Below are 13,242 nucleotides of genomic sequence, written 5' to 3'. Positions count from 1 at the left end.
CCGGACGGAGTCTGGGGGAGAGTCGTCGACTGACGACAACGCCGCGAGCTCCCCCAGCTACCGCTGGGAGGTGCCCCCAGTGCCAGGGCACGCGACGCCGCGGAGATCGGCCGGACAGGCCCTAGGCGCTCAGCCAGGCGCGCAGCCTCTCCTCGGCCTCCAGGACCGCCGCCACGGCGACGTGCTCCTCACGGGTGTGGGCGAGCTTGGGATCGCCGGGGCCGTAGTTGACGGCGGGGATGCCGAGGGCGGTGAAGCGGGCGACATCGGTCCAGCCGTACTTGGGGGCGGGATCGGTGCCGGTGATGGCGACGAAGGCCGCCGCGGAGGGGTGGGAGAGCCCGGGGAGGGCTCCGGCGGCGCTGTCGGTGAGGACGACCTCGTATCCGTCGAAGACCTCGCGGACATGGGCGAGGGCTTCTTCCTCCGAACGGCTGGGGGCGAAGCGGTAGTTGACGATGACCTCGCAGTCGTCCGGGATGACGTTGCCGGCGTGGCCGCCCTCGATCCTGACCGCGTTGAGCCCCTCGCGGTACTCCAGGCCGTCGATCAGCACGCGGCGCGGCTCGTACGAGGCGAGGCGCGCGAGCACCGGCGCGGCCTTGTGGATGGCGTTCTCGCCGAGCCAGCCGCGGGCGGAGTGGGCGCGGCGTCCGGTGGTCCCGACGCGGACCCGCATCGTGCCCTGGCAGCCGCCCTCGACCTTGCCGTCGGTCGGCTCCAGGAGCACCGCGAAGTCCCCGGCGAGCCACTCGGGGTGCCGCTCGACCAGCCGCTTGAGGCCGTTGCGCGCGGCTTCGATCTCCTCGGCGTCGTAGAAGACGAAGGTGAGGTCGCGGACCGGCTCGGGGAGGGTCGCCGCGAGACGCAGCTGCACGGCGACACCGGACTTCATGTCCGAGGTGCCGCAGCCCCACAGCACGCCGTCGGCGTCGAGCCGGGACGGCACATTGTCGGCGATCGGCACGGTGTCCAGGTGCCCGGCGAGCACGACCCGCTCCGGCCGCCCGAGGTTGGTACGGGCGACGACCGCGTCGCCGTCGCGGTCCACGGTCAGGTGCGGCAGAGCTCGCAGCGCCTGCTCGACGACGTCCGCGAGTTCCTTCTCGGCGAGACTGACGGACGGGATGTCGACCAGCTGCGCGGTAACGGCGGCCGCGTCCTGGCCGAGGTCGAGTGCGGGAAGGGGTGCGGACCCGGGAGTGCTCATGTCCCCTCACCCTACCTGGGCCTACGCAGCACACAGTGCCCGACCGCTTGCCCACAGCGCGCTTCTGTACCGTATCGCCGTGTCCAAATCGTCATCACCGTCATCGCGCAAGCGCGGCCGCCGGCTGCGGTTCGCCACCGCGCTCCTCGTGCTGCTCAGCGCGGTGGGCTATGCGGCCTATCACTTTCTGCCCGGACTCACGCAGAGCAGTGGCTGCACAGTGCGGGCCGACAACCGGGAGCTCACCCTGGAACTTCCGCAGGCGGCGAACGCCTCGACGATCGCGGCGGTGGCGACTTCCAGGGGGCTGCCGGAGCGGGCGCTGGCGATAGCGCTGGCGACGTCGATGCAGGAGTCGGGGCTGCAGAACCTCGACCACGGCGACCGGGACTCGAGGGGGCTGTTCCAGCAACGGCCGTCGCAGGGCTGGGGGACGGCGGCGCAGATCATGGATCCGGTGCATGCGTCGAACGAGTTCTTCAACGTGCTGGTGAAGATCAAGGGCTATACGCGGCTGCCGCTCACCGTGGCCGCCCAGCAGGTGCAGAAGAGCGGCTTCCCGCAGGCGTACGCCAAGCATGAGGCGGACGCCACACTGCTGGCCTCGGCGCTGGGCGGCCGTCTGTCGGACGCCCTGAGCTGTACGGCGGGGGCGGGCGCGGCGCCCGTCACCGGCGGTTCGACGGCGGCTGTGCGGAAGCTGCTGTCCAGGGAGTTCGGCTCACAGGTGGCGCCACGGACGGCGGCGCAGGTCCGGACGGTGGCGGTGCCGACGGCGCTCCCGGCGGGAAGCGGGACGGCGAGCCAGGAGCAGCGGCGCGGCTGGATTCTGGCGCAGTGGGCGGTGGCGCACGCGCAGGACCTGAAGGTCGCGACAGTCGCGTACGGGAACCAGCAGTGGAGCGCCGTCGATTCCGGCGGCGGCTGGCATAAATCCGATACGCGTACGAGCGGTAATACGGCGTCCGCGGCTGCCGGGGATGTCAGCATCACTGTCGCGCAATAGTGCGGGTATTCACTCCCAAGTGGTTCTTCAATACGTCAAACCCATCAGATGTGAATCCACTCGAGTGGACCCCCAATTCCCTTGGGGGAAAGGGAAAGTGACGTTTCGTCACCCTGTCACGAGATGTCCGAATTGTTCCGCTTCGACGAGTGGCCGGCAAACCACGCATTACTCACTCTTTACCTTTGACGGCCGCAACCTTCCGCCGACTCACGCGGTAATCACACCGTCCGCCCCGCGGACATGCCACTTCGTCTCCCCGTAAAAGGAGCACCATGTCTCTCCCCCTCTCGCGCCGGATCGCCCGGGCCGCTCTGCTGGTCGGTGCGGCCGCTGCTCCCCTGATCGGAGCGGGCGCCGCGTCCGCCGCGGCGCTGCCCCAGACGACCGACCTGGGTGGACTGACCAACCTCGACAGCGCCGGGGTGGCCAACACCCTCGACGGCACCACCCACCAGGCCGGTGAAGTCGGCGGCAAGGCCGTGAAGGCCGCTGTCCCAGCCGTCGGCAAGGGCGTCAGCACTGTCGGCAAGACCGCCCTCCCCGCTGCCCAGAAGAGCGCCGGCAAAAGCGCCGGCAGTGCCACCGAGACCGTCGGCAAGCTCGGCAAATCCGTTGGTGACGTGAGCAAGCCGCTCAGCGGCGCCAACCTCCCGGCCGTCGGCCAGGTGCCCCTCAAGGGCGCTGTACCCGGTGGCCTCCCGATCGGCGGCTGACCCCCCGCAGCCGCGCCAGAAGGGGCCCGGAGAGCGCCAATGCGCCCGCTCTCCGGGCCCCTTCTTCATGCCCTGCCGCCTTGGAGCCGCCTTGGGCGCGGCGGGGCTCACGCCAGCCGGGCTACGGCCGCCCGCACCCGCTCATCGGTCGCCGTGAAAGCGATCCGTACGTGCCGCTCCCCCGCCGCGCCGTAGAAGTCGCCCGGCGCCACCAGGATGCCGCGCTTCGACAGGTCCCCCACCGTGTCCCAGCACGACTCGTCCCGCGTCGCCCACAGATAGAGGCTCGCCTCGCTGTGCTCGACCCGGAACCCGGCCCCCTGGAAGGCGGTACGCAGCGCCGCCCGGCGGGCCGCGTAGCGCTCGCGCTGCACGGCCACATGCGCGTCGTCGCCGAGCGCCGCGACCGTCGCCGCCTGCACCGGAGCGGGCACCATCATGCCGCCGTGCTTGCGGATCTGCAGCAGCTCGCCGAGCACGGCGGCGTCACCGACGAGGAAAGCCGCCCGGTAGCCGGCCAGGTTGGACCGCTTGGAGAGGGAATGGACGGCCACGATTCCCTCGTACGAGCCTCCGCAGACCTCCGGGTGCAGTACGGAGACCGGCTCGGCGCCCTCCCAGCCCAGTTCGAGGTAGCACTCGTCGCTGAACACCAGCACCCCGTGCTCGCGCGCCCAGGCCACCGTACGGCGCAGCTCCTCCTTGGTGAGGACGCGGCCGGTGGGATTGGAGGGGGAGTTGAGCCACAACAGCTTCAGACCGGCGGGATCCAGTTCCGTCCCCGCGGCGCCGGTCGCGAATGTCTCGGCGTCGTAGACCACCGGCTCGGCTCCGGCGAGGCGCGCGCCGACCTCGTACGTCGGGTAGGCGAGCCGCGGATACGCCACCCGGTCGCCCGCGCCCAGGCCGAGCTGGGTCGGCAGCCAGGCGACCAGTTCCTTGGAGCCGACCACCGGCAGCACATTGGTGTGCGCCAGCCCCGCCGCCCCCAGCCGGCGCCCGGCCCAGCCGGTCAGCGCGTCACGGAGCTCGCCGGTGCCCCACACCGTCGGATACCCCGGGCTGTCACTCGCGGCGGCCAGCGCCTCCTGCACGACGGCCGGGACCGGGTCCACCGGGGTGCCCACCGACAGGTCGACGATGCCGCCCGGATACGCGGTGGCGGCGGCCTTGTAAGGCTCCAACCGGTCCCACGGGAAGGCCGGGAGCCGGGACGAAACGGGGGGCACGCTGCTCACTCTTCCGTTCTCTTCCGTATCTACCCGCCGGTCCCGCACGGCGGCGTGCCGTGCGGGACCGGCGGGTCAGCACATATCGTTCAGCCGTTCTGCGGCGGCAAAGCGGCGATAAAGGGGTGGTCCCGATCGATCAGCCCCAGCTTGGAGGCACCACCGGGCGATCCGAGCTCGTCGAAGAACTCGACATTCGCCTTGTAGTAGTCCTTCCACTCCTCCGGGGTGTCGTCCTCGTAGAAGATGGCCTCGACCGGGCAGACCGGCTCACAGGCGCCACAGTCGACGCATTCATCCGGGTGGATGTACAAGGACCTGCGGCCCTCGTAGATGCAGTCAACCGGGCACTCTTCGATGCACGCCTTGTCCTTGACGTCGACACAAGGCTGCGCGATGACGTAGGTCACGCTGTCGTTCCTCCTCGATAGGGCTCATCTGCGCGGGAGCGCGGCGTCGTCGATGCCCGCACCTAGTATCTCCGTTCCTGGGCAGGAGACGAACAGGAGGGGCGCACATGAGCATGGATTTCGCCGGCGGAGGACGCCTAGAGGTACGTATAACCCGCTCTGACGTGGGCAAACGCGTCTCGGTGCGCCGAATCGGGGAGGTCGTCGACGGCCGTCCGGTATTCGTTGACGCCGTCGGTCTTCTCACATCCTGGGATGCCGGTGAACTCGTCGTCACACGACGCGACGGCACCGCCGTCCACATCGCGGAATCCTCACTCGTCGCCGGCAAAGTCGTCCCTCCGGCGCGGGCCCGCCGCGGCCTCGCCGCCCCGCCCGCCACCATCCACACGCTCCAGGAAACCGCCGCCCGGGGCTGGCCCGCCCAGGAGACCGAGCGCCTCGGCGACTGGACCCTGCGCGCCGCCGCCGGCTTCACCCGCCGGGCGAACTCGGCACTGCCCGCCGGCGACCCCGGGCTGCCGCTTCCCGCGGCGGCGGAGCGGATCACCGCCTGGTACGCGGAGCGCGGCCTGCCCGCGTACATCCAGGCCCCCGGGGAGGAGCTGGACGCCGGGCTGGCAGCCCTCGGCTGGACGGCCGAAGCACGCGCCCTGATGCTCACCGCCCCGCTCGCCCCCGTCGCCGACCGGCCCGGCGCGGAGCGCGTCACGCTCTCGCGGGAGATCGACGACGAGTGGCTGGCCCGCTACCACCGCGCCGGCGCCCCGGGCGACGCGGCCACGCTGTTCTCTCCCGGGGAGCGACCCCCCGTACCCCCACGCAAAGACCAGGCCACCGGGGTGGCCCGGGACGACATCACAAGGCAATCCGCGATGAAGGTCCTGGCCGGCGGGCCGTCGGTCTGGTTCGCCGTCGTGCCCGGCGCCGCCTCCCCGCGCGCCATCGGGCGATGCGTGGTGGACGGGCGCTGGGCCGGGTTCAACGCGGTCGAGGTCGACCCCGCCCACCGGCGCCAGGGGCTGGCCACCGCCGTCATGGCCGCGCTCGCCCGCAAGGCCTTGACCGAGGGCGCCACGGGCGCGTATCTCCAGGTCGAGGAGGAGAACGCCGGCGCCCTGGCGATGTACGAGGGCATGGGCTTCGCCCTCCATCACGCCTACCACTACCGCCGGGGGCCGCGCCCATGACTCCAGCCGGCATCCGCCAGCTCTTCGCCGACACGGCTCGCGAGGAACGGCCCGACCTCGCCGCCCTCTGTCTCCTGGTCGGCGCCATCGCCGATCCCTCCCTCGGCGAGCACGGCGCCGACGCCGCCCAGATCGAGCTCGACCGGCTGGCCGGGCTGCTCCCGTACGGCCTGGAGGGGCCCGAGCAATGGGCAGGGGCCATGCGCACCCTGCTGGGCGAGAGTTGCGGATTCCACGGGACGCCCGCGGATTACCAGCGGCTGGAGTCCTCGCTGCTGCACGAAGTGCTGACGCGGCGGCGCGGCCTGCCCATCCTGCTGTCCGTCGTCTGGATCGAGGTCGCCCGCCGCGCCGGCGGCCCCGTCTACGGCGTCGCCCTGCCGGGCCACTTCGTCGTCGGCTTCGGCGACCCCGCCGGGCACCACGTCCTGGCCGACCCCTTCGACTCCGGGCGCCTCATGTCCGCCGCCGACGCCGAACTCCTCGTCGCCGGCGCCACCGGCGGCCCGCTCTCCCCCACCATGCTCGCCCCGGCCGACCCGCTGGACATCGTGAGCCGCATCCTCAACAACATCCGCGCCTGGGCCGCCGCCCGCCCCGAGCACCTCGCGGTCCAGCTCTGGGCCGTCGAACTGGGGCTGCTCCTCCCCCACCACTCGGCCCGGCTCCGCTACGAGTACGCCCAGCTCCTCGTCCAGAGCGGCGACTTCGCAAGCGGCGCGGCCGGCATGGAGGCGTACGCCGATGTGCTGGCCGACGTCGACCCGGACGCCGCCGAGACGGTGCGCCGGCAGGCGAGAGCCGCACGGGCGCTGCTCAACTAATGCCGTGTCCGGCGGATCATGGGCGGCCCTTACGCCGGCGCCGTACCCGGCGCTACCGGGACTAATCGCAGTGCACTGGGCTTCAGCCCGGTGGTGAAGCGATTCCGGGAAGTGCTCTGACTCGCAGGTCACAGCGGACGATTTTGCTGCTCGATGTACTGGCGGACGACTGACAGCGGAACCCCGCCCGCCGATCCGGCGAAGTACGAGCCGGACCATAGGCGCTGTGCCCGCCAGTAGTGCTGGACCAGTTCCGGGTACTCCTGGCGGAGCCTGCGCGAGGAGACGCCCTTGAGGGAGTTGACCAGCTTGGACAGGGCGACCTTGGGCGGGAAGTTCACGAGGAGGTGGACGTGGTTGTTCTCGCCGTTGAACTCGACCAGCTCGCATTCGAAGTCGGCGCACACCGCGCGCACACGGTATGCAGCTTCGGTACAGCTTCCGCCTGTACCCGACGGCCGGTCAGCGTGTATCCCTGGGCAGGGCGTTCGGGTGTGTGCGGGTGGTCTACAACGACGCCCTCAGGGCGCGGGAGACCGCCCGCTCCGAGGGGCTGGCCGTTCCCGAAGACCGGGGACCTGTCGAAGCTGCTCATCACCGAGGCAAAGCACACCCCGCGGCGGGCCTGGCTCGGCGAGGTCTCATCCGAAGCAGCCCGCCGCCCCCGCGCGGTGAGAGCAGGCGGGAATCCCCGGCGGATAACTTCAGGCCGGGGAGGAAGTCAAAGCCAGCCCTTCTCGCGGGCGATCCGCACCGCCTCCGCACGGTTCCGGGCGCCGGTCTTCTGGATGGCCGTCGAGAGATAGTTGCGTACGGTGCCGTCCGAAAGGTGCAGCGCCCGCGCGATCTCCGAGTTGACGGCCCCGCCCGCAGCCCTGCGCAGCACATCCCGCTCGCGCTGGGTCAGCGGATCCGCGCCCGCCGCGAGGGCGGCGGCGGCGAGCGCCGGGTCGATGATGCGCTCGCCCCGCAGGACTTTCCGTACCGCGTCGGCCAGCTGCGAGGCGGGGGCGTCCTTGACGAGGAAGGCGTCGGCGCCGGATTCCATGGCCCGGCGCAGATAGCCGGGGCGGCCGAATGTCGTGACTACCACGATCTTCACGGCGGGCAGGGCGGCCCGAAGCGCCGCGGCCGCGTCCAGACCCGTCATCCCCGGCATCTCGATGTCGAGGAGGGCCACCTGGACGTCGTGCTCGCGGGCCGCCGCGACGACCTCGTCGCCGCGCGCGACCTGCGCGACGACGTCGATGTCCGGCTCCAGGCCGAGCAGCGCCGCCAGCGCCTCACGCACCATCGACTGGTCCTCGGCGAGAAGGACTCGTACACCTGCTGCGGGGCTCTCGCCGTAACGATCAGTCATACGGGTCAGCGTAGGGCGCGGCGCCAGGAGGCGTTCGTCGCTATCAGGACGCGTTATCCACGAACGCCGAGGGCCGGGCGCCGGTCTCCCCGGCGGACCTGCCGATACCGCCCTCGAGGGCGGCGTGAGCCCGGTCGTGCACCCGGCTGAGCAAGTAGCACTGACAGCACGGCGCCGATCGGGCGAGCGGCTGTTGTCGCGAGCCTGCCAGGGGCGAGGGGGTGGGGCACGAGTATGACTACTCAGCCCCGGCCGAGTACGACCGCGCCGCGCGCAGCGGGACGTAAGCCCGCAGGGCGAAGCCGCTCCCCGGGCCGGGGGTGACGCGGAGGCGGCCGCCCGCCAGCACCAACCGCTCGTCGAGCCCGGTGAGGCCGTTGCCGAGGCCGGAGGAGGGATCCGGGCCCCGGCCGTTGTCGCTGACGGTGAGGCAGGCGTTCTCCGCGTCCTCCGTGAGGGCGATGGTGCAGCGGGTGGCGTGGCTGTGGCGTACGACGTTGGTGACCGCTTCGCGGACGGCCCAGGCCAGGGCGCTCTCCTCGTCCGGGGCGAGGGTGGCGGGGAGGGGGTCGAGGGCGTGTTCGAGGTCGGCGTGGATGCCGGCGGCGTGCAGGGCGGTACGGGCGCCGGCGAGTTCGACGGCGAAGGTGGGCCTGCGGTAGCCGCTGACGGCTTCGCGGACGTCGACGAGAGCCTGGCGGCTGACCCGTTCGATGTCGGCGACCTGCACGGCGGCGTCGTCGAGGCGGTCGGGGAGCATACGGCCGGCGAGCTCGCTCTTGAGGGTGATGAGGGAGAGGGAGTGGCCGAGCAGGTCGTGGAGGTCGCGGGCGAGACGGAGGCGTTCCTCGGTGGCGGCGAAGTGCGCGATGGTCTCGCGGGCCTCGCGCAGCTCGCGCATGGTGAAGACGAGCTGGCGGACCCCGCTCATCGCCAAACCGCTGAGCAGGCACGGGATGAGGAGGCCGGGCATCAGGTCGTTGTCGGCGTGGACCAGGGCCCCGGCTCCGGCGAGGACCCCAGCGCAAGCGGTGATGGCCCAGCGTGCCTGTCGGGGCGGGAGCGCCGCCCCGAAGGCGACGGCGGTGTAGACGAAGAGGACGAGCCAGGCCTCGCCGAAGGTCAGGGAGAGAACGACGGAGAGGGTCGCGAGGAAGGCGAGGCTGGCGAGCACCCGACCGGGCTGGCGCAGCTGGTTGGTGCGGAAGAGGGCCACGGAAAGGTAGCCGGTGACGAAGACCACGAGCCCCGCCCAGCCGCAGATGGCAGCCGGGAGGGCGTGGTGGCGGTCGAGCAGGTCGCTGATCGGTGAGCCCAGATATAGCATCCAGACGCTGATCCAGGCGAGCTTGATGAGCGCCTGGCGGCGCTCATCCGGCGAACGGCCCAGGAAAGGGCCGGCGCCGGCCTCGCGCCAGGGCGGCCAGGACTGCTTCGTCACGGACAAAAGCTCAGGCCTTCCTGGTGTCCTTGCGGTACAGCCACGCCGCGCCGCCCGCGAAGAGCAGGAGGTAGACGAGGAGCACGGCGACATCCCTGAGGTGCGGGGCGTCGCCGAACTCGATGGCCTGGCCGAGCGCCGCGTAAGGCCGGCCCGGGAGGTACTCCGCGATGTGCTGCAGCCACTGCGGGAAGATCGAGAAGGGCATCCACAGCCCGCCGAGCATCGCCAGCGAGAAGTACAGCAGCATCGCGATGGGGCGGGCCGTGTCCGCGGTGGCGACATAGCCGACGGCCACGCCCAGGGCGGCGAAGACAAGGCTCCCGGCCCAGGTGCACACCAGGATCCCGCCCCACTGCCAGGCTTCCATCCGTACGCCCTTGAGGGCTGCCGCGACCAGCATGACCAGGACGATCGACGGCAGGCTGATGGTGGCGGCCGACGCGATCTTCGCCGTGACGTAACCGCGGCCCGGCAGCGCGGTGAGGCGCAGCTGGCGGACCCAGCCCTTCTCGCGCTCGCGGGCGATGCGTTCGGAGTTGCCCAGCAGAACGGCGGTCATGGCACCGAAGGCGGTCATCGCGACCATGTAGTACATGACGGTGGTGATGCCGGTGTCCCCGAGCTTGGTGTCGGACTTGGCACCGGAGGTGAGGAGGAAGAAGAGAACGGCCGGGTAGATGACGGAGAAGAACATGAACTTGCGGTTGCGCAGGACGCGCAGGATCTCCAGCTTGATCAGAGTCTTCACTTGCCTGCCTCCTGGGCGGTGAGGGCGAGGAAGGCCTGCTCAAGGCCGAGCCCCGTGACTTCCAGGCTGTGCGGGTACAGCCCTGCGGCGTAGATCGCGTGCACGGTGGCGTCGGCGTCGTCGCTGCGGATCCGTACCGTACGGCCGGAGATCTCGACGCCGACGATGTGCGGGAGCCCGCGCAGGGCCTGCTCGTCGAACGGCTCGTCGAGGTCGAAGACGATCCGGCGGGCGCCGGCCCGCGCCTTGATCTCGGCGGCGGTGCCGTCGGCGATGAGGCGGCCGCCGTTCATGACGAGGACGCGGTCGGCGATCGCGTCGGCCTCCTCCAGATAGTGCGTCGCGAACAGGACGGTGCGGCCCTCGGCGACCTGGGCGCGCATCGCCGCCCAGAAGGCCTGGCGGGCGGTGACATCCATGCCGGTGGTGGGCTCGTCGAGGACTATCAGCTCATTGCGGCCGGCGGTCGCCAGGGCGAAGCGGACCCGCTGTTCCTGGCCGCCGGAGAGCTTGTTGACCCTGCGGTCGGCGATTTCGGTGATGCCGGAGTTGGCGAGCACCTGGTCGGCTGTGTGCGCACGCGGGTGCAGGTCGCAGGCGAGCGTGACGATCTCCCGTACCGTCACGTCCTCCATCAGACCGCCGCTCTGCAGCATGGCGCCGACCTTGCCCTGCGTGATCGCCTGCTGCGGCGTCGTACCGAAGACCCGGACCGCGCCGGAGTCGGCGTTGCGCAGGCCGAGCAGGAGGTCGAGGGCGGTGGACTTGCCCGCGCCATTGGGGCCGAGCAGGGCTACGGTCTCGCCGGGGTGCAGGGTGAGGCTGAGGTCGGCGACGGCGTGGACCGGGCCGAAGCTCTTGCAGACGTTCTCGAAACTCACCACGGTGGTGGCGGCTGTCGTACTCGTATGTACGGCTGTTGCGGTCATGCGATCAGCATGCCCGGGGAACGGGGCGCGGCGGCAGTGCCCGCCGTCGTGTCCTGGAGGTGACGGATGTCATGGTCCGGCCCCCGGCACGCGGCGTGCGCGCCGGGGGCCGCTGTTAGGCGATGTTCGGGAAGGTGACGATCTTCTTGGTCTGGTCCTGGGTATTCAGCGCCGGGAGGATGGCGCTGACGACGTCCTGCGGGGTGACGGCGGTCTTGGTGCCGTTGCCGCGTTGCAGGAGGACACCGTCGAACGTGGTGGACATCACAGCTTTGAGGGCCGGCAGGTCGAAGTGCGGCGTGAGATTGCCGCTTCCGTCCGAGACCATCGTCAGGAACTGTGGCAGCGAGATGTGGCCCAGTTGGAGTTGGTGCCCGCCCGCGTTGAGGGTGACCTTGCCCGACATGGCGGTCTTGGCGAAGCCGTTGAGGGCCGCGTTGAACTTGGCCTGGGTGACCTTGGGCTGGACGGTGGTGACGGAGAGGACGACGGGGGTGTCCTGGCCGGTCAGGGCGCGTTGTTCGTAGGCGGCGATGACCTTGCTGACGGAGCCTTTGGCGTCGAGCGACTGGTGGGCCTTGCCGGGGACGGCGATGGCCTGGCCGGTGCCGACGACGAACTTGACCATGCCGTCGGAGCCGGAGCCGCTGTTCTGGCCCGCGAGGGTGCCCAGCATGGCGGTGAGCTTCTCCTCGTCGGTGACCCAGGCGGGCTGGGCGGCGCGGGTACCGCCGAAGAGGGAGCCTATGACGGTGACGGGGTTGTAGTCGCGGTGGGCGACATTGCGGACGGTGGTGTCGAGGTCGAGGCCGAGGCCCGAGGCGGCGGGCTTGAGCTTCTGCTGGCCGGTACCGACCTTCAGCGTGATGTCCCGGGTCGTACGGTCGCCGAGGGCGGTGTTGAGGCTCTTGACGGCCTCGTCCTTGCTCTTCCCGCCGATCTCGATGCCGAGGACGGTGGTGCCCGCCGGGACGTCGGCGTGGTCCATCAGCAGCCCGGCGCTGTAGGCACCGCCGCCCACGAAGACCAGGGCGCCGACGAGCAGTGCGAACTTGGAGCGGCCCTTCTTCTTGGACCTGGCCTTGGACTTGGCCGCCGGCTGCGGCTTGGTGACTGCGGCCGCCGGGACCTCTGCGGCAGCGGGGACGGCGGGGATGCCGCCGACCAGGGTGTCGCCGGAGGAACGCCGGCCGGGGGTCGGGCCGGCGGGGACGGCCGGGCCGGCCGGGCCGACGGGGGGCAGCCGCATCTCGCCGGTGACGGGGCCGCTGGTGGGCCCGGCGGGCGGCTGGTAGCTGGGAAACGGCGTACCGGCACCGGGGCCGGCGGCCGGCGGGGCGGTGGGACCGCCCGTTTGGGGGGTCCGGGGGCCGGGGGGATAGCCGACCGGGGAGCCGAAGGGGCCGGTCCGGTCGCCGTCGGAGGTGGGGTCGTTCAGATACGGGATCGACGGCCGCTGCCCGATGGCGGGGGGCGGCCCGGCGATGTCGTCTAGGCTCATCGGCTGCGTGGCGTCCGGGGCCTGAGCAGCCTGAAGTGCCTGCGGAGCCGGAGCCGGGTCCATCGGGGTCCCATAGGCGGGCGTGGCCGACCTGCGCGGGGCGAACCAGTCGCTGGGCGGCTTCCCGCCGTCCGCCGCCGCGGGCGGGGCGGCCGGGGCCGGTGCGGGGGCGGCCGAAGCGGGCGCGGCGGGGGCCGGAACGAAGCCACCGCCGACCGACCAGTCGGACGGGAGTGCCGTCGTCTCGGCGGCCGGCTGGACGCTCTCGCCGTCCATGGCACCCGGTCCGGTTCCCGCTCCCGTTCCCGCTCCCTCGACAGTCGTACGTACGACGACCGGCGGGATCGGCCGGGACCCGGGGATGTTGATCCGTACCCGGGTGGTCAGTGTGGTCTCGGTCCTGGGCTCGTCCGCGGCGGGCGCCGCGGCATCGGCCGGCCCCTCACCGTCCCGTGGCCGCTCCTGCGGGTGCAGCGACGGAAACGGGCGGGTTCCGTACGGCTGGGTCCCTGACGGGTACGCGGCACCGCCACGCCCCTGCGGGCCCGAGGACGGACTGTCAGTTTCACGGCTCAAGGCAGGTTCTCCCGGTTTGCTTCGCCACCCGTCACGGCCATCCCCAGGCGGCTCGCCGGCGGCACCACCATACTGGGCAACGCCAACTGGAGGCCCGCC

The 13,242-nt window shown here is 71.5% G+C and carries 12 protein-coding genes and 2 pseudogenes; 5 read left to right on the top strand and 9 right to left on the bottom strand.

The genetic code is table 11. The features are described from left to right. Window positions 1-121 precede the first annotated feature (121 nt). On the bottom strand, window positions 122-1,210 hold the full coding sequence (dapE, locus tag FCI23_RS25720) for a succinyl-diaminopimelate desuccinylase (RefSeq protein ID WP_136726304.1): 1,089 nt from the start codon (window positions 1,208-1,210) through the stop codon (window positions 122-124). Window positions 1,211-1,289: 79 nt separating this feature from the next. Here dapE and FCI23_RS25715 point away from each other — a divergent pair, with 79 nt between their 5' ends. Continuing rightward, window positions 1,290-2,216 carry a heavy metal transporter gene (locus tag FCI23_RS25715; protein WP_136726303.1) on the top strand — a complete coding sequence of 309 codons (927 nt, stop codon included), beginning with the start codon at window positions 1,290-1,292 and terminating at the stop codon, window positions 2,214-2,216. Between the two features lie 275 nt (window positions 2,217-2,491). Further along, a complete protein-coding gene (locus FCI23_RS25710; RefSeq protein WP_136726302.1) occupies window positions 2,492-2,932 on the top strand; it encodes an ATP-binding protein in 441 nt (146 codons plus the stop codon). 107 nt (window positions 2,933-3,039) lie between these two features. Here the strand turns inward: FCI23_RS25710 and dapC are convergent, their stop codons facing one another. Both dapC and fdxA read right to left on the bottom strand, forming a co-directional pair. Further along, window positions 3,040-4,161 carry a succinyldiaminopimelate transaminase gene (gene dapC / locus FCI23_RS25705; RefSeq protein ID WP_136726301.1) on the bottom strand — a complete coding sequence of 374 codons (1,122 nt, stop codon included), beginning with the start codon at window positions 4,159-4,161 and terminating at the stop codon, window positions 3,040-3,042. Window positions 4,162-4,250: 89 nt separating this feature from the next. Continuing rightward, complete coding sequence (fdxA, locus tag FCI23_RS25700; RefSeq protein ID WP_136726300.1) at window positions 4,251-4,571, bottom strand: ferredoxin; 321 nt, start codon at window positions 4,569-4,571, stop codon at window positions 4,251-4,253. A 113-nt stretch (window positions 4,572-4,684) separates the two neighbouring features. Here fdxA and FCI23_RS25695 point away from each other — a divergent pair, with 113 nt between their 5' ends. Further along, window positions 4,685-5,761, top strand: a complete 1,077-nt coding sequence (locus FCI23_RS25695) for a GNAT family N-acetyltransferase (RefSeq protein ID WP_136726310.1) — start codon at window positions 4,685-4,687, stop codon at window positions 5,759-5,761. Continuing rightward, window positions 5,758-6,585, top strand: coding sequence for a transglutaminase-like domain-containing protein (locus FCI23_RS25690; protein ID WP_136726299.1), 828 nt, complete (start codon window positions 5,758-5,760; stop codon window positions 6,583-6,585). Before FCI23_RS25695 ends, FCI23_RS25690 begins: the two co-directional genes overlap by 4 nt. 128 nt (window positions 6,586-6,713) lie before the next feature. Here FCI23_RS25690 and tnpA read toward each other — a convergent pair. Continuing rightward, window positions 6,714-6,992 (bottom strand): annotated as a pseudogene (tnpA, locus tag FCI23_RS25685) (IS200/IS605 family transposase); the annotation flags it as partial. 14 nt (window positions 6,993-7,006) lie between these two features. On the opposite strand from tnpA, the pseudogene FCI23_RS25680 reads away from it, so the two are divergent. Continuing rightward, window positions 7,007-7,232 (top strand): annotated as a pseudogene (locus FCI23_RS25680) (helix-turn-helix domain-containing protein); the annotation flags it as partial. Between the two features lie 74 nt (window positions 7,233-7,306). Here FCI23_RS25680 and FCI23_RS25675 read toward each other — a convergent pair. From FCI23_RS25675 to FCI23_RS25655, 5 genes are all read right to left on the bottom strand, one after another. After that, a complete protein-coding gene (locus FCI23_RS25675; RefSeq protein WP_136726298.1) occupies window positions 7,307-7,945 on the bottom strand; it encodes a response regulator transcription factor in 639 nt (212 codons plus the stop codon). Between the two features lie 238 nt (window positions 7,946-8,183). After that, window positions 8,184-9,386 (bottom strand): sensor histidine kinase, encoded by a 1,203-nt coding sequence (locus FCI23_RS25670; protein ID WP_246143981.1) that lies wholly within the window; start codon window positions 9,384-9,386, stop codon window positions 8,184-8,186. 10 nt (window positions 9,387-9,396) lie between these two features. After that, complete coding sequence (locus FCI23_RS25665) at window positions 9,397-10,137, bottom strand: ABC transporter permease (protein WP_136726296.1); 741 nt, start codon at window positions 10,135-10,137, stop codon at window positions 9,397-9,399. After that, window positions 10,134-11,066, bottom strand: coding sequence for an ABC transporter ATP-binding protein (locus FCI23_RS25660; RefSeq protein ID WP_136726295.1), 933 nt, complete (start codon window positions 11,064-11,066; stop codon window positions 10,134-10,136). The genes FCI23_RS25665 and FCI23_RS25660 overlap by 4 nt, the downstream gene beginning before the upstream one ends. A 115-nt stretch (window positions 11,067-11,181) precedes the next feature. Beyond that, complete coding sequence (locus tag FCI23_RS25655) at window positions 11,182-13,143, bottom strand: VanW family protein (RefSeq protein WP_211265473.1); 1,962 nt, start codon at window positions 13,141-13,143, stop codon at window positions 11,182-11,184. Window positions 13,144-13,242 lie beyond the last annotated feature (99 nt).

This window comes from Actinacidiphila oryziradicis, from assembly GCF_005047355.1.
GTDB classification, from domain to species: Bacteria; Actinomycetota; Actinomycetes; order Streptomycetales; family Streptomycetaceae; genus Actinacidiphila; species Actinacidiphila oryziradicis.
This window is presented reverse-complemented; position numbering and strand designations above follow the sequence as displayed.